Source organism: Methylobacterium symbioticum (genome assembly GCF_902141845.1).
Taxonomy (GTDB): domain Bacteria; phylum Pseudomonadota; class Alphaproteobacteria; order Rhizobiales; family Beijerinckiaceae; genus Methylobacterium; species Methylobacterium symbioticum.
In genome coordinates this window covers 62,818-78,493 of record NZ_CABFPH010000011.1, presented here as the reverse complement: position 1 = coordinate 78,493, position 15,676 = coordinate 62,818, and the positions used below count along the sequence as shown (strand labels likewise).

Here is a 15,676-nt window from a genome sequence, read left to right as displayed (position 1 = left end):
CGGACCCGCGAACGGCATGATCCCGTTCGAAACCCGGATCAGGGATCGCAGGGCAGCGCGAGCGCGCCGTCCGCGATGAACTGTGCCGTCTGGCGCACCGAGGCAGGCGTGGCGGGATCGCGCGCCACGAGACCCGCCTCGGCGTGCAGGCGGTCGTGACAGGTGCAAGTCGGCAGCCGGCCCGAGGCGAGGGGCGGCGTGCAGGCGTCGTGATGGGCGCAGGCGAGGTCGAGGGCATCGACCGGCGGATGGCCCGGCCCACGGTTGCCCGGCCCGCAGAAATTGCCGTGGATCAGGAAGGCGCCCCGCTGCGGGTCGATGCGCGGCAGCTCCTGTGCCCGCAGGGGCAGGATCGCTGCGGCGGCGATGGCGCAGCCGACCGCGAGCGCCGGAAGGCGGGAGAGCAAGGTCTCGGTCAAGGTTCTGGTCCTACTCGGTTGCAGTCCCCTCTTGCCGGCCAAGATGGGTCGGGCGACCGTCGTGGCAACCGCTCTGCCTGGCATGTATCGCAGCCAAAAGCCTCGGCTACCGCGCCATGACCCCTCCGGCACAGGACGAGATCTGTCTTCGGCACGGCGAAGACCAGACGCGTCCCAGGGAATACCGATCGAATAGGAAAGGCCGTGTCGGTGCCGCCGCGCACATGCGCCGATGCGGCCTGACCGGCCCCGTCGGGCGGATCAGGCCCGGCGGGACCGGCTCCGACTCTTCGTTCGAACGCGCTCGCTTTCGCCGAACCGGTATCCGCTCCGGCGGAGAGCGCCCTAGAGCCGCTCCCGACCGCACTGCAATCGAGAACGGCTCCAAGTCCTTGTTTTGACGCGCTCTCTTACGCCGAACCGGCGCCCACTTCGGCGGAGAGCGCTCTAGAAGCGGTAGTTCAGACCGGCCCGGACGAGGCCGAAATCGCCGGGATCGCGCCCACCGCCGTAATAGGCCGCCGTGCTCGCGTCGTAGTAGGTGGCGCCGGAGAAGCTGCGGCGCAGATTGACGTAGAGGGCCTCGACCTTGGCCGAGAGCTTCTCCGTGAAGGCGTATTCGACGCCGCCGCCGACCGCGTAGCCGGTGCGGAAACTGTCCGGCAGCGTGTAGGGATAGGCGGCGGCGGTGCTGCCGCGGCTGCCGTCGCCGTAGGCGAAGCCGCCGGTGCCGTAGACCAGAACGCGGTCGAAGGCGTAGCCGACCCGGCCACGCACCGTGCCGAAATAGTCGAGGCTCGGGCGCACGCTGTAATAGGGCGTGCTGCCGAGATAGGCGGCGTCCGCCTTGGCGAAGGTGGTGCCCTGGATGTCGGCCTCGACGCCGACCACCCAGCCGGATCCCGGCGTGAACTGGTAATTGTAGCCGACCTGGCCACCGCCGGCGAAGCCGCCCCCGCTGCCGCCGCCCGTCACCGCACCATAGGTCGGATCGGTGAAGCCGCTCCCGCCGCCGCGGAAGCCGTAGCCGGCATTCACACCCGCATAGAAGCCGGTCCAAGTGAAGACCGGGAGGCTCGGCAGGGGCGGCGGCGCCGCCGCCCGGCGCGGAAGGTCGGCGGCCTGGGCGCCGGCGAGCGTCAGGGCAAAGCCCGTCACGAGGCCGCCGAGGGCGGCCGGGATGGATCTCGACATGGGGATGTTCCGGTTGGGATGGGCGCGGGCGCCGCGGGATGCGGGCGCGGGCCTCTGGACGCGCGTCAGAGGGCCAGGAGCAGCAGGCCGACGACCGTGACGGCCAGGATCAGGCAGATCGCGAGGTCGAGGACGCGGGCACCGCCGCAGCCTTCGCTCTGGTTCGGGCGGTCGGCCATGGCATCGAGCTGGACCGCCATCATGGGCGAGCCTCGCTGCCAAGGCTCAGGGAGGCCTCCCGGACCGGGATGGAGGACCGGAGGAGGCCGGCGGCTGCCGCCGCCCCGCGCGAGGGGGTGAGCGGGGCGGCGGCCTGCTGCGCTCCCGGCGCGCCGGCGCGGGGGACCATATCCGCGCAGGCGAGTCCGAGAGCGGGCAGAGCAAGCGCGACGAGACTGACGGCAAGCCGGGTCAGGCGCGCGGTGTCGGGAGCGAGCGTCGCGGCAACGCCGTGGGCGGCCGCGATGCGGGTCGAGCGGAGAGGCGGCAGGGCCGGTGCAGGGTGAAGCTGTCTCCGGTCTGCCATCGTTCGCCTCTCCGCGAGTTCGTGGGAAATTTGACCACGCAATCGATGTACGTGTGCAAAAATCCCACGTCAACGGAGTTTCGGTGCATCCTGGTGCGACACCGCACGTCGTGGGATTGTGTCCCACGAGGCCTTCGCTATGGTCCGCGCCATGTCGGATGGAAACGCAACCTCGGAGGATGCCGCCCTGCATGCGCCCGTGGCGCGCCTGCTGCGCCCGCTGGTGCGCCTGTTCGTGGCGCGCGGCATCACCTTCCCGGCGCTCACGAACCTGCTGCGCGAACTCTACGTGAACGTCGCCGAGTACGACTTCGCGCTCCCCGGGAAGGAGCAGACCGACAGCCGCGTCTCGCTGCTCACAGGGATCCACCGCAAGGAGGTGCGGCGCCTGCGCGGTGCGGGCGCGCCGGTGAGCGCGGTGCCCGCCGTCGTCTCGCGCACCAGCCGGATCATCGCGCGCTGGCTCGCCGACCCGCGCTTCACCGACGGCCAGGGCCGGCCCCTGCCGCTGCCGCGCGCGGCCCCCGGCGAGACCCCCTCCTTCGAGGCCCTCGTCTCCGGCGTCACCCGCGACCTGCGCCCGCGCGCCGTGCTCGACGAGTGGCTCGACCGGGGGCTCGCCACCCTCGACGCGGAGGACCGGATCGTACTGGCGGAGGGCGCCTACGTGCCGAAGGGCGGCGGCGAGCCGCAGCTCTACTATTTCGGCCGCAACCTGCACGACCACATCGCCGCGAGCGTCGCCAACATCGTCGGCGAGGCGCCGCGCTTCCTGGAGCGGGCGGTCCATTACGACGGGCTCTCCGAGGACCTGGCCAAGCGCCTGGAGGCGCGCGCCCGCGAGATCGCGATGGAGGCCCTCCACCAGGCCAACCGCGAGGCCCATGCCGCCTGCCAGGGCGATCCCGGCGGCGAGCATCGCTGGAATTTCGGGATCTACGTCTACGCCGAGGCGGCCCCCGCCTCGCCCCAGGCCCCGGCCGCCCGCTGAGAGCCGGCCGTGCCCCCGCGCTCCCTGAATCGCCGCCTCGCCCTGCGCCTTCTCGCGGGCCTCGGCGGATCGCTGCTGCCGCGGCCCACGCCTGCACAGGAGGCGCCGATCCGCGACCAGGGCATCGGCGGCACCGGCGCCCGCCCGACCGAGCCCCCCGGCGAGGGTGACCGCGGCATCGGCGGCACGGGCGTGATCGGCACGATCCGCCGCTTCGGCTCGATCGTCGTGAACGACCTGCGCATCAGCTATCCCGAGGACGTGGCAGTGCGCATCGACGGGGCGCCGGCCAAGGCCTCCGACCTGCGGATCGGTCAGGTGGTCCGCGTCGTGGCGCGCCCCGAGGAGAGCGGCCTCGCGACCCGGCGCATCGACGTGACGAGCGAGGTGGTCGGCGTGATCCAGGCGGTCGGCCGGGACCGGCTCACCGTGCTCGGCCAGCGCGTCGCGGTGGCAGGTCTAGCGGGCGGCCCCTGGAGCGTCGGCCAGCGCGTGGCGGTCAGCGGCCTGCGCCGTCCGGACGGAATCGTGGTCGCGAGCCTGATCGAGCCACGTGCCGGCGGCCCCGACCGGGTCGCCGGACCGGTCCACAGGGCGAAGGACGGGACGCCGATGATCGGGGGCTTACGGCTCGCCGGCGGGCAAGCCCTGGTGGCCGGGCGCCGCGCCGCCGTGAGCGGCCGGGCGGCGGGCGACACCCTCACGGTGACGGATGCGGCCGAGGCCGGGCTGCCGCCGGGGATCCGCACCGCCTCGATCGAGGCCTATATCGGCCGCCGCAAGGGCGGCATCGCCCTCGGCTCCGGGCTCGACGTGGCGGGGGGCTCGGCTGTGGCCATGCCACGCTCCGGCGCCGTGCGGGCGGTGCTCACCACGGAGGTGGCGGGCGACGGGCGCCTGACGCTGGAGCGCCTGCGCATCGAGAACCGGCTCGCCCCGACGGAACCCTTGTCCGATCGCTTCCAGGCGCCCCGGGACGGTCTCCAGAACCAGCCGCGCTTCGAGCGTGACAAGCTCGATCTGCGCGGCCTGCCGGGACAGGGACCGGAACCCGGACATGGGCCGGTGCGCGGGCCCGGCCCGGGGCCGGCTCCGCGCGGCGGCTTCGAGGCACCGCGCGGCATCGATACGCGGCCGGGCTCGGGGATGCTCGGCGTCCCCGATTCCGGGGGGCCCGGAGGATTCGGCGGGCCGGGACGGGGCTACGGCGCACCGGGCGGCCTCAACATGCCGGGCGCCGGCGGCGGACCGGGCGGCTTCGGCGGGGCGGGCGGCTTCGGCGGCGGAGGCGCCCCGGGCGGCGGCTTCGGCGGCGGCCGGCGCTAGAGCCGTCTCCGCCGAAGGGGAGCCGGTTCGGCGAGGGGGAACGCGGCCATCCTCGAGGGTATCGCGACGTCCTCGGGCGCGGCTCAAGGGCCGCTCACGCCAGCATGTAGGTGAGGAGCGAGCGCAGCTGTGCCGGCTTGATCGGCTTGCGCACCAATTCGACGCCGCAGGCCTCCGCCTCCGCCTCGATCTCGGGGCTGTAGTCGGCGGTGGTGAGGATGACGGGCAACGGCGCCGCGCGCAGCGCCCGCAGATAGTGCGCCACCTCCAGGCCGCAGGCCCCGTCGTCGAGATGGTAGTCGAGGATCAGGATGTCGGGAGCGGTCGCGCCGCCCTCGATCGCCGCGCGCACGCCGGCGAGATCGCGGAAGGCGGCGACCCGGGCGTCCCAGTTCTGCAGCAGGCGCTTGAGGGCATCCGCCGTGGAGGCGTCGTTCTCCACGATCAGGATCCGGGCCCCGGAGAGCCGGGTCGCCACCGGGGCGGGCCGGATCTCGGGCTCGGGCGGCGCCGCGCTCGGCGGCAGGGTCAGGGAAACGCGGGTGCCGTGGCCCGGCCGCGAGGCGAGCGCGAGCGGATGCCCCAGCGCCGCAGCCATGCGGCGGACGATCGAGAGCCCGAGCCCGAGGCCCGGCTCGCTGACCTCGCCCCCTTGGGCGGCCCGGCGCGTGCCGCCGCGGTAGAACTCGTCGAAGACGAGCTCGCGCTCCTCCGCCGCGATGCCGCAGCCCGTATCGACCACGTCGATCCGGACCTGGTCGCCGCGGGTGCGGGCCAGGATCATCACACCGCCGAAGGCCGTGTAGCGCACCGCGTTCGAGACGAGGTTCTGCAGGATGCGCTGGAGCAGGATGCCGTCGCTCTCCACCGTCAGGTCGGGGCAGCGCACCACGAGGCGCAGGCCCTTGCGCTCGGTGAAGGGCTTGAAGCTCGCGGCGAGCCCGGCGAGGAGGTCGGGCAGGGACAGGGGACGCAGCTGCGGCCGCACGATGCCCGCATCGAGCTTCGAGATGTCGAGCAGCGTCTTGATCAGATCCTCGATGGTCTGCAGGCCGCGCTCGACCTGACCGGCGACCACGGTGGCGTCGGAGCAGAGCGGCAGATCGGCGAGCGCCGAGAGGGACAGGCGCGCCGCGTTGAGGGGCTGGAGCAGGTCGTGGCTCGCCGCCGCCAGGAAGCGGGTCTTCGACCGGTTGGCGTTCTCCGCCTCCTCCTTGGCCGAGACCAGCGCCGCGTTGGAGCGCTCGAGCCGATGCATCAGCCCGGTCAGCTCCTCGGTGCGGCTGCGGACGCGGCCCTCGAGGGTGATGGCCGTCTGGAACAGGGCGTAGGCGCCCCCCTGCTGGTCGGTGGAGCGCTCGACATGGGCCATCAGCGCGGCGTTGATGCGCTCCAGCTTCTCGATGCGCCGCCGCAGCTCAGCCTCGGTCTCGGATGCCGGTCCGGGCGGGATCGTGCGCAGGTTCATTGCGGCAGCTTGCCGATGGCGATGCCGGTGAAGGTCTGGTTCAGGTGCATCGCGCGGTACTGCTCGCCGTAGGTCTCGAAACCGACGACGCTGTAGCGCCGGTACAGGTCGGCGATGCTCTGCCGCACCTGCCGTCCCTCCGCGTCGAGGCGGCGCAGCACGCACTCGAAGCCGATGATCAGGTCGATGCCGCCGATGAGGTCGTCGAGGCGGGACAGCTCCGCGCGGGTGGTGGCGACGATGTCGCGCGGCTCGGCCAGCGTCAGCACCACGCCCTCGTCGATGGCGCAGAAGAAGCTCAAGGACCCGTCCGGGTTGAGGTGCCGGATCGAGCGGCAGAAATACTCGCCGCCGACCTTCACCGCGAGGGGATAGGCGGCGAAGCTCATCGGTGAGAGCCTCTCCGGATCGAGCCCGACGGCCATCGCGTATTCGCGCGCGGCCGGCTCGGCGTTCAGCTCGTGCACGATGCGGCGCTCGCCGTCGGAGGCGGTGACCACGAACTTGGTCCGGGTCGGCTCGAAATTGTCGCTCTTGAAGATCTGGACCGGGTAGTCGGTCTCCACCAGCATGAGCACCGCGGCGCGGCGGTGGATCCGGCCGCCATGCAGCACCACCGCGTCGCGGAAGGTGAGATCGTCGCCCGCCGAGCCGCCGACCAGCGGGATCCCGTCGAGGGCCCAGGCGATGGCCGAGACCACGGTCTCCTCGGCATTGGCGAGCCCGTCGATCAGGGAGAGGGCGAAGCAGCGCTCGGGCCGCCGGGCGGGATCGCCGGCGCGGTCGTATTCGGGATCGAGGGTCCGGCGCAGCGCCCGCACCGCCGAGGCCGTGCGCTCGACATCGAGATTGTCGATCGCGTCGAGCAGCGTCGAGACGATGCGGAAGCCGCTGCGGGGGAAGGCGATCGCCACGAGGCCGCGATCGATGCCGCCCTCGGGGCAGATCGTGCCGGAGGTGGTGCAGCCCGCGATCGCGGTGCCAGGCACCTGCGCTTCCAGCGCCCGCAACAGCGTCTCGGGGTCGTAATCGGGCGAGAAGAAGACGACGAGCTGCGCCATGCCCACGCCCACGGCACGGGCGATCTCGGCCGCGGCCGCCTCGGGCGACACAGCTTCGGTCCAGGCCGTCTTGATGCCGCACAGATGCGCGCGCATCCGCGTTCCTTGCGCCAATTTCCACCCCATGGCCCGTGCGGCGAGCTTGATGCCCGCTCTCACCGGGCGAAGATTATGTCGGGCACAACCGAAACACGCAACGGCACCGGTTTTCACAAGTCAAATCCGGAGCTTGGCCGCCGCTGGGCCTTCGACCGGCCTCGCATCTCGGACCAATGGCCGAGGCCGCGGCCATTGTTTGCGCGCGGCGCTTCATGGACAATGCCCGCGCCGACCCCGAACGGGGCGGGCTCCGAACGAGCGCGGGGGGAGCGCGCCCATGCAGCTGCTGATCGTCGACGACCATCCCCTGTTCCGGGACGCGCTCGCGAGCGCGATCCGGCTCGCCCATCCGGATGCGGTGCTGCACGAGGCCGACGGGATCGCGCGCGCCTGCGAGATCCTGTCCGAGAATCGCGGCATCGACCTCACCCTGCTCGACCTCTCGATGCAGGGCGTGACCGGCTTCGACGGGCTCGTCACCGTGCGGACCCGCTTCCCCCGCGTGCCGATCCTCGTCGTCTCCGGCCACGAGGATCCGCGCATCATGCACGAGGCGCTCCAGCACGGAGCGGCGGGCTTTGTGCCCAAGGCCGTGGACAAGGCGACCCTGACCCGGGCCATCGCCGACGTGCTCAGCGGGGCACTTGTCATCCCGCAGGGCCTGGAGGCGCCCCCGCAGCGCGCGCGCAAGACCCCGCTCGCCGAGCGCGTCGCCCGGCTCACCCCGCAGCAATTGCGGGTGCTGATGATGATCCGGCAGGGCAAGCTCAACAAGCAGATCGCCCACGAGCTGCAGGTGGGCGACTCCACGGTGAAGGCGCATGTGTCCGAGATCCTGCGCAAGCTGGAGGTCATCAGCCGGACGCAGATCGTGATCGATACGGCGCCCCTCGATTTCGAGCAGATCCACAACGCCCGCGTGGGCTGATCCGGTTTCCGCTCGATCCCAAGCGGCAACCGGATCGGCAAACCCGTGCGGCGCTCGAGCGACGTCGACATCCGCCATCCCGAAGGATCGACCGGATATCGGATGAGGCCGGGAGGACCGGCTTTCCACGGTCCGCCCGCCCATTCCCCGCCGGACCCGCGCGGCTTGCCGAGCCGCAGCGCGCGTCGGCCCGCCGACGCGCATGCCGGCCCCGCTGAGCCCGGACACGCGCCATCCTGCGGACCTGCGGCATCCCGCCCGGTGCCGCCGCGCGATCTTCGCTGTGCATGCCAGGACGCGGGCCAGCGGGACGTCGAGTTTCCCACGTTGCCCACACGATTAACCTTTTGTTAAGCTGCCGATTGCCGGGCAGGCCCGGGCGTGAGAGCTTTCGTTAACGAGAGCTTAACGGGTTGGGTCGAAGGCCATGCAATTCCCGATTTCGAAGCGGCGGGATGGTGTGACGGCCCGCACGGGAACCCTGCGGGGCCTCGCCGCCAGTGTTCTTCTCGCTCTCGGTATGGCCGCTCCCGCCACCGCCCAGACGCTGGCCTCCTTGCCGGCCAGCCCGAGCTTCGCGGAGCCCCTCGGCGCGGCGAAGCCGATTGCGGCCTGGGTGACCTTCTGCCAGTCCTACGCGGCCGAATGCGCGGTCAGCAGCGCCGAGCCGGCGCGCATCACGCTGACCGCGGCGAGCTGGGCGCAGATCGTGGCGGTGAACAAGCGGGTCAACAAGAGCGTGCGCGCGATGACCGACATGGATCATCTGGGCGTGCCCGACCGCTGGGACCTCGCCGAGGACGGCATCGGCGATTGCGAGGACTACCAGCTCCTGAAGCGCCACCTTCTGGCCGCGGCCGGCCTGCCGAAGCGGGCGATGCGCATGACGGTGGTGATCGACGAGAAGGGCGAGGGCCACGCGGTGCTGACGCTGATCACCGACCGCGGCGACCTCGTGCTCGACAACAAGACCAGCCAGATCCTGCCCTGGCACCGCACCGGCTACGTCTTCGTCAAGCGCGAGAGCCAGGACGCGGTGGCCTGGGTCTCGCTCGGCGGCGTCACCTCCCCCGCCATGACCGCCAACCGCTGACGGCGTCGGCCAGAGCGCTCTCCGCCGACGTGGAGACCGGATCGGCGAGAGCGCGCGCGGCACACCAAAGACTTGAAGCCCTTCCCGATTGCAGCGCGCGCAGGGACGGCGCTCGCACCCGTCCCGGTCCGGGACGGACCCCGGCGTGAGACAGTTAGCGCGATCTTAACACCGATCGCGCGAGGCTGCCGCGTTCGCTAGCGGCGCCTTCACCATGATCCGATCTTCAGCCATCGCCGGATCTCTCGCCCTGGCCTTCGCGCTGGGCGGCCCGGTTCAGGCCAGCGAAGCCGGTGCGCGGCACGCCACCTGGCAGGGCTGCTTGAACAGCAATTTCGGGATCCAGTCGCGGCTGACCAGCCGGATGCTCGCCGCCGACGCGGCGCTTCGGGCCTGCCGCGAGGCGGAGCAGGCCTATCTCGACGCGCTCGCGACCTCGCCGCTGGTCGATGCCGCGGAAGCGGCCGAGGCGCGCCCAGCGCTTCTGGCACGCGCCCGCGGCTGGCTGCTCGGCCGCCGCGCCGCGCTGTGAGGCGCTCCCCCGGACCGGTGGGAAGCGCTCCGAGCCGAACCGCTCAGGCGGTCTCGACGGACTTGCGGCGGGAGCCGCCCTTGCGACGGGTGCTGCGGGCCGGCGCCTCGGGCTCGGGAGCCGGCGCGGGTTCCTCCGCCTTCTCGGCGACGGTCGAGCGGCCCGGCTGGCCCAGACCGAGGCTCTTGGCCAGAGCCGAGCGCTGCGCCGAATAGTTCGCCGAAGTGGTCGGGTAGTCCGGCGGCAGGCCGTAGCGCTCGCGATACCCCTGCGGATCGAGGCCGTGCTTGGTCAGGTGCCGCTTGAGCGTCTTGTAGGACTTGCCGTCGATGAAGCTGATCAGTCCATCGGGCCGGATCGACTTGCGGATCTGCGCAGAAGTCGGCTTCTCGACGCTCTCGGCGGGTTGCTGGGCCGGGCCGGCAGCGATCGTGTTCAGCGCCTCGTGGATGCTGGCGATCAGCGCCGGCAGCTCAGCGGTCGGGATCGAGTTGTTCGAGACGTAGGCCGCGACGACATCGACCGTTCGTTCGATGTAGTTCGGCTGCGATTGTGTGACGGTATCAGACATACTTGCGATCCTCGTACCTTGCCGACGGCCCAGGGTCCCCCTCGCAGCGAGGTATGATAATGGTCAAAGAAAGCAAGGATGAAATGTCATTTCTCTGTGATTAGACCCCTTATCCCTCTGGATCAGGTTCAGCGAGCTCTCTCGCCCTGAGCTCGGTTTATCGGCGTCGCTGCGGATCCAGCTTTATCCGGGGTGCGAATGCTGCGCCGCAGCCTCGCCCGGGCTCATTCCTGGGCACGGATCGCTTAACGTGCTGGCAACATTCAGACTTGTCGGCCAGATGACGCGGCAGCCGGCGACGGGGCCGGCGAAACACGCCGAAGCGCGGCGGGAATGCGTCTGCGCCCCGGTCGATTGCTGTCGATCCGGCGGCGCGGGCCCACGACAGGACGTGATGTTCAGGAAAACGTTTTCCGCGGATCGAACGCGTCGCGCACCGCCTCGCCCGCGAAGACGAGCAGGCTCAGCATCGCCGCGATGACGAAGAAGGCGGTGAGCCCGAGCCAGAGGGCGTTGAGATTGTCCTTGCCCTGAGCCAGCAGCTCGCCGAGCGAGGGTGAGCCGGGAGGCAGGCCGAATCCGAGGAAGTCCAGCGAGGTCAGCGTGGTGATCGAGCCGTTCAGGATGAAGGGCAGGAAGGTCAGCGTGGCGACCATGGCGTTCGGCAGGAGATGCACGGTCATGATGCGCAGGTTCGACAGCCCGAGGGCGCGGGCGGCGCGCACGTACTCGAAATTGCGCGCGCGCAGGAATTCGGCCCGGACGACGCTAACGAGCGCCACCCAGGAGAAGAGCAGCATGATTCCGAGCAGCACGAAGAAGCCCGGGGCGATGAAGGCCGAGATGATGATGATCAGGTAGAGGGTCGGGATCCCGCCCCAGACCTCGATGAAGCGCTGGAAGCTCAGATCCACCCAGCCGCCGAAATAGCCCTGCACGGCCCCAGCGATCACGCCGACGACCGACGAGACTGCGGCGAGGATCAGCCCGAACAGGACCGAGATGCGGAAGCCGTAGATCACCCGGGCCAGAACGTCCCGGGTGGTGTTGTCGGTGCCGAGCCAGTGCCAGGGGATATCCCGGCAGCCGGTGCCTCCGACCGCCTCGGCCGCGACCTTGCACTGCGCGTCGGAGAGCATCCAAGTGGGCGGGGACGGGGATGGGGTCGGCAGGTCGTTGTTGATCGTGTTGTAGGAGAACGGGATCGGCGGCCAGAGGGCCCAGCCGTTCTCGCTGATCTCCTTGGCGATCTCGGGCGAGCGGTAATCCGTCTGCGCCAGGAATCCGCCGAACTTCTCCTCGGGATAATCCACCAGGACCGGCACCAGCCACTCGCCCTTGTAGGAGACGAGGATCGGACGGTCGTTGGCGATCACCTCCGCGAAGAGGCTGACGACGAACAGCCCCATGAAGATCAGGAAGGACCAGTAGCCGAGCCGGTTGCCGCGGAAGTTCTGCAGGCGGCGTCGGTTGAGCGGCGACAGAAAGCCGCGCCGGGCCGGAGCGGCCGGCGGCGGGCTTGAGGGCTCGTCACCCTCGGGGCGTGGCACGACCGGTTGAGCCCCGGGCATGGGCAAGCCGATCGCCTCGGCCTCCGGCGGGCGGGCGGGATCGGGGCGGGTGTGTTCGTTCAACGGCTCCGCCCCTCCAGAAACGACCTCAGCCGTCGAGCCGGACGGCCGTGCCCTCGATCTCGCTCGGCCGCACCGTCCCGCTGCGCTCCATCCAGCGGCGCAGCAGGCGCACGTTGCGGCGGTTGGCCTTGAAGGCCGCATCGAACAGGTCGCCCGCCAGCGGCACGATGCCGACCGCGCCGTCGAAGGCGACGTTCAGCGCCATGCGGGCGATCAGCCAGCGCGGGGCGCCCAGGCGTTTGGCCTCGTACACGATGTAGGACGAGATGACGGCGCCGGCGATGTCGCCGACCACCGGGACGAGGCCGATCACCGCCTCCAGGCCGACCCGGCGGTTGATGCCGGGAATCAGGAAGGCCGTGTCGAGGATGTGGGCCAGGGTCTCCAGCCTGGCGAGGCTGGCCTCGGGGCTCGTATCGGCCGGCGGATGCGGCCGGGCGCGCGTGCCGGCGCGCGGATCGGGGGCGGCGCCCCGGTGGAAGGCGGCCTGGGAGACATCCATCGCGGGGATCCGGGTCGAACTCATGCCCTGCGATGTGGCCCCGGCGTGCGCGCCCCGCAAGCCGGCCGCTCACACCGCGCTCCGCCGGGCATCGGCCATCCGCTCGAGAGCCCTGTCGATCGTGGCGTCGGCCTTGGCGAAGCAGAGGCGCGCGAGGTGGCGCACCGCGCCCCCCGGGTAGAAGGCGCTCACGGGGATCGCCGCAACCCGGTGGCGGCTGACGAGCGCCTCGCAGAAGGCGACGTCGTCGCCCCCGAACGGCGTGATGTCGATATTGAGGAACCATGTCGCCTGCGCCGGCAGCACGCGGTAGCCGAGTCCGCTCAGCCCCTCCGCCAGCCGGTCGCGGGCGCGGGCATAGCCGGCGCGCATCCCCGTGAAATAGGCCTCATCCTTGGCGAGACCGTAGGCGACCGCCGCCTGCAGGTTCGGCGGCGTGGTGAAGGTGAGGAACTGGTGCGCCTTGGCGAGCACCCGCATCAGGCCGGCATCGGCCATCACGAAGCCGACCTTCCAGCCGGTGAGCGAGAAGATCTTGCCGGCCGAGCCGATCTTCACCGTGCGCTCGCGCATGCCGGGCAGCGCCATCAGGGGCAGGTGCCGCGCGCCGTCGAAGACCACGTGCTCCCAGACCTCGTCGCAGACGGCGATCACATCGAAGCGGCGGCAGACGGCGGCGAGCCGGGCGAGGTCGTCCGCGCCGAACAGGGTGGCGCTCGGATTGAGCGGGTTGTTGAGCAGCACCACGCGAGTGCGCGGCGAGAAGGCCTCCGCGAGCGCGGCTTCCTCCAGGCGGAAAGCCGGCGGCTGCAAGGGGACGATCCGCGGCACGCCGCCCGCACGCCGGACCAGCGGCAGGTAGGCGTCGTACATGGGCGCGAACAGCACCACCTCGTCGCCGGGCTCGATCAGCGCCATCAGGGCGCCGGCAAGCGCCTCGGTGGCGCCCGAGGTCACCATCACCTCGCGCTCGGCGTCGAGGGCGAGCCCCTGGTGCCGGCCGTAGTGTACGGCGATCGCGGCCCGCAGCTCCGGCAGCCCCATCATCGGGGGGTACTGGTTGTTGCCCGCGATCAGGGCCTGCGCGCCGACCGCGCGGATGTCGGCGGGGCCGGGATCGTCGGGGAAGCCCTGGCCGAGATTGACCGCATCATGCACCCGGGCGAGCGCCGACATCCGCTCGAACACCGTTGTGGGCAGATCGGCGAAGACGGGATTCATGGCCCGCAGACCGATTCGACGGCGGCTGGGCGGGCTGGAAGGGCCAGGCACATGGCCGCCCTGATAACAGGCGGATCCGGCGTGCGGAACCGTCCGGCGCGGGGTTGGACGACAACGAGGAAAAGCAACCGCAGCGTGCGCCAGCGCACGCCCCCAACCCCTGCTCAGCCGATCCGGGCTGACGATTGTTGACTTTCATCAGTCGTGAGGTACCTCTCTGAGCACACGGCCGGGACGACGCCGCGCGGTGCAGGACTTCGCCCCCTCGTCCGGCATCTCCGAAGGCGTCGTTCCGGTCGTGGACGGATAGGGCCGCCAACCTGTTGGCGGCCCTTTTCGCGTGCACGGCGCGACGCATCCGCGCTACGATTCCAGCCGCGTCCCGGAGTCTGCCGATGCGAACCTGCCTTGTCCTCGCTCTCGCCCTCGGCGCCCTCGGGGTCACCCTGCGTCTGGCCCTGCCGGTGACGCCGGCCGACGCGTCCTTCCGCGAGGTGGTGCGTTACTACGGCGCGGATGGGCAGGCCGCCGCCGGCAACATGCGCGAAACGTCGGCGCCGTAGTGAGACCGCATTGGGCCGGCAGGGTCTTCGCGGCGCGACGGGCGCTTTCGCCGCGGATGCCGTCCCGATGACGAAGGTGGGCGTTCGACCGAGATTCCGAGGCTTCGGCCGGCGCGCGCCGCTGGGAAAGATGTTCTGATCAGGCATGAACGAGAGTTCACCGATCCGCACGGACACTGCTCGGGCCTACCAGCCGGATCTGGAGCCCGGGCCGACACGGCGCCGCGCCAGGCCGCTGCGCTGGATGCTGCTGCTCGTCGCGCTGCTCGGCGTCGGCGCGCTCGCGCACCGCTGGTACGACGCGCGCCAGAAGCCCGAGGGCGAGGCCGCCGCCGTCCACGGCAAGGGCGGCCGGCGCGGCGGCTTCGGCGGTCACGACATGCCGCAGGCGGTCGGCGTCGCCGCGGTGGAGACCGGCACCATTCCCGTGGTGCTGCAGGGGCTCGGCACGGTGACGCCGCTCGCCACCGTGACCATGCGCTCCCAGATCAGCGGCTACCTGACCGAGATCGGCTTCCGCGAAGGCCAGACCGTGAAGCGCGGCGACTACCTCGCCCAGATCGATTCCCGCCCCTACGAGGCCCTGCTCGCGCAGTACCAGGGCCAGCTCGCCCGCGATCAGGCGCTGCTGCAGAATTCCAAGCTCGACCTCGAGCGCTTCCGGCGCCTGTCGCAGCAGGATTCGATCTCGAAGCAGAACGTCGACACGCAGGGCGCCCTGGTGAAGCAGAACGAGGGCACCGTCGCCGCCGATCAGGCCCTCGTGGACCAGCAGAGGCTCAACATCGCCTATACCCGCATCGTCTCGCCGGTGGACGGGCGCGTGGGCCTGCGTCAGGTCGATCAGGGCAACTACATCACCGCCGGTAGCACCGCGATCGTGGTGGTCACGCAGCTCCACCCGATCTCGGTGGTGTTCACGCTGCCCGAGGACGACGTGGCGCGGGTGATGCAGCGGGTGCGCGCTGGCGCCAAGCTCACGGTGCGCGCCTACGACCGCGGCGATGCCCACGAGATCGCCACCGGCACCCTCGACACGGTGGACAACCAGATCGACGTGACCACCGGCACGGTGAAGCTGCGTGCCCTGTTCCAGAACGACGACGAGGCCTTGTTCCCGAACCAGTTCGTCAACGCCAAGCTCACCGTCGACACGGTGACGAACGCGCCCCTGGTGCCGACCGCCGCGATCCTCCAGGGCACGCCGGGCACCTACGTCTATCTGATGGACGGGGACGAGAAGGTCAGCGTCCGTCCGATCAAGACGGGCGAGACCGACGGCACCCGCACCGTGGTGCTCGACGGGCTCAAAGCGGGAGACCGGGTCGTCACCGACGGGACCGACCGTCTGCGGGACGGCGCGCCCGTACGGGTGACGAGCGGCGCCGGCGCGCAGAGCCAGGTGCATCCGGGCGGCCCCGGGCCCCGGGCCGCCGCGCCCCCGGCCCCGGCGCCGCCGGAGGGCGCCGCGGGGCCCCCCCGGGGCGCCGCCCCCCGGCGGCAGTGCCGAGGGGAGGGGTGACACCGGGGTCCCCCCCCCCCCCCCGG

Annotated in this window: 17 protein-coding genes; 7 read left to right on the top strand and 10 right to left on the bottom strand. The window is 71.3% G+C overall.

Annotated elements, in window-relative coordinates:
• Positions 1-38 precede the first annotated feature (38 nt).
• The 4 genes from MET9862_RS06270 to MET9862_RS06260 all read right to left on the bottom strand — a co-directional run bounded on the left by MET9862_RS06270 (position 39) and on the right by MET9862_RS06260 (position 2,139).
• The gene (locus MET9862_RS06270) at positions 39-419 is read right to left on the bottom strand and encodes a phospholipase A2 family protein (RefSeq protein WP_244612594.1); all 381 of its coding nucleotides are present in this window, start codon (positions 417-419) and stop codon (positions 39-41) included.
• Positions 420-866: 447 nt separating this feature from the next.
• The gene (locus tag MET9862_RS06265) at positions 867-1,613 is read right to left on the bottom strand and encodes an outer membrane protein (protein WP_142582252.1); all 747 of its coding nucleotides are present in this window, start codon (positions 1,611-1,613) and stop codon (positions 867-869) included.
• Between the two features lie 65 nt (positions 1,614-1,678).
• Positions 1,679-1,816 (bottom strand): hypothetical protein, encoded by a 138-nt coding sequence (locus MET9862_RS29205; protein ID WP_185156765.1) that lies wholly within the window; start codon positions 1,814-1,816, stop codon positions 1,679-1,681.
• Entirely contained in the window at positions 1,813-2,139 is a 327-nt protein-coding gene (locus MET9862_RS06260; protein WP_142582251.1) for a hypothetical protein, read from the bottom strand. Before MET9862_RS06260 ends, MET9862_RS29205 begins: the two co-directional genes overlap by 4 nt.
• Before the next feature lie 151 nt (positions 2,140-2,290).
• On the opposite strand from MET9862_RS06260, the gene MET9862_RS06255 reads away from it, so the two are divergent.
• Both MET9862_RS06255 and MET9862_RS06250 read left to right on the top strand, forming a co-directional pair.
• A complete protein-coding gene (locus MET9862_RS06255) occupies positions 2,291-3,130 on the top strand; it encodes a DUF6502 family protein (RefSeq protein WP_142582250.1) in 840 nt (279 codons plus the stop codon).
• Between the two features lie 9 nt (positions 3,131-3,139).
• The gene (locus tag MET9862_RS06250) at positions 3,140-4,456 is read left to right on the top strand and encodes a DUF5666 domain-containing protein (protein WP_142582249.1); all 1,317 of its coding nucleotides are present in this window, start codon (positions 3,140-3,142) and stop codon (positions 4,454-4,456) included.
• Positions 4,457-4,550: 94 nt separating this feature from the next.
• Here the strand turns inward: MET9862_RS06250 and MET9862_RS06245 are convergent, their stop codons facing one another.
• Both MET9862_RS06245 and MET9862_RS06240 read right to left on the bottom strand, forming a co-directional pair.
• Positions 4,551-5,924, bottom strand: a complete 1,374-nt coding sequence (locus MET9862_RS06245; RefSeq protein WP_142582248.1) for a hybrid sensor histidine kinase/response regulator — start codon at positions 5,922-5,924, stop codon at positions 4,551-4,553.
• Complete coding sequence (locus MET9862_RS06240; protein WP_185156764.1) at positions 5,921-7,081, bottom strand: FIST N-terminal domain-containing protein; 1,161 nt, start codon at positions 7,079-7,081, stop codon at positions 5,921-5,923. The genes MET9862_RS06245 and MET9862_RS06240 overlap by 4 nt, the downstream gene beginning before the upstream one ends.
• 280 nt (positions 7,082-7,361) lie before the next feature.
• Between MET9862_RS06240 and MET9862_RS06235 the strand changes: the two genes are divergently transcribed.
• From MET9862_RS06235 to MET9862_RS06225, 3 genes are all read left to right on the top strand, one after another.
• Complete coding sequence (locus tag MET9862_RS06235) at positions 7,362-8,012, top strand: response regulator (RefSeq protein ID WP_142582246.1); 651 nt, start codon at positions 7,362-7,364, stop codon at positions 8,010-8,012.
• A gap of 427 nt (positions 8,013-8,439) precedes the next feature.
• The gene (locus MET9862_RS06230; RefSeq protein WP_142582245.1) at positions 8,440-9,105 is read left to right on the top strand and encodes a transglutaminase-like cysteine peptidase; all 666 of its coding nucleotides are present in this window, start codon (positions 8,440-8,442) and stop codon (positions 9,103-9,105) included.
• 214 nt (positions 9,106-9,319) lie between these two features.
• A complete protein-coding gene (locus tag MET9862_RS06225; RefSeq protein ID WP_142582244.1) occupies positions 9,320-9,637 on the top strand; it encodes a hypothetical protein in 318 nt (105 codons plus the stop codon).
• A gap of 43 nt (positions 9,638-9,680) precedes the next feature.
• Here the strand turns inward: MET9862_RS06225 and MET9862_RS06220 are convergent, their stop codons facing one another.
• The 4 genes from MET9862_RS06220 to MET9862_RS06205 form a co-directional block, all read right to left on the bottom strand.
• Positions 9,681-10,208, bottom strand: a complete 528-nt coding sequence (locus MET9862_RS06220) for a Ros/MucR family transcriptional regulator (RefSeq protein WP_142582243.1) — start codon at positions 10,206-10,208, stop codon at positions 9,681-9,683.
• A gap of 398 nt (positions 10,209-10,606) precedes the next feature.
• The gene (locus MET9862_RS06215) at positions 10,607-11,842 is read right to left on the bottom strand and encodes an ABC transporter permease (RefSeq protein ID WP_438616597.1); all 1,236 of its coding nucleotides are present in this window, start codon (positions 11,840-11,842) and stop codon (positions 10,607-10,609) included.
• A gap of 25 nt (positions 11,843-11,867) precedes the next feature.
• Positions 11,868-12,344 carry a DUF4112 domain-containing protein gene (locus tag MET9862_RS06210; RefSeq protein WP_142582242.1) on the bottom strand — a complete coding sequence of 159 codons (477 nt, stop codon included), beginning with the start codon at positions 12,342-12,344 and terminating at the stop codon, positions 11,868-11,870.
• Between the two features lie 69 nt (positions 12,345-12,413).
• Positions 12,414-13,565: an aminotransferase gene (locus MET9862_RS06205; protein WP_142582241.1), complete on the bottom strand. Its 1,152-nt coding sequence runs from the start codon at positions 13,563-13,565 to the stop codon at positions 12,414-12,416.
• A gap of 395 nt (positions 13,566-13,960) precedes the next feature.
• Here MET9862_RS06205 and MET9862_RS06200 point away from each other — a divergent pair, with 395 nt between their 5' ends.
• A complete protein-coding gene (locus MET9862_RS06200) occupies positions 13,961-14,128 on the top strand; it encodes a hypothetical protein (RefSeq protein ID WP_185156768.1) in 168 nt (55 codons plus the stop codon).
• 145 nt (positions 14,129-14,273) lie between these two features.
• The gene (locus tag MET9862_RS06195) at positions 14,274-15,650 is read left to right on the top strand and encodes an MdtA/MuxA family multidrug efflux RND transporter periplasmic adaptor subunit (protein WP_142582239.1); all 1,377 of its coding nucleotides are present in this window, start codon (positions 14,274-14,276) and stop codon (positions 15,648-15,650) included.
• Positions 15,651-15,676 lie beyond the last annotated feature (26 nt).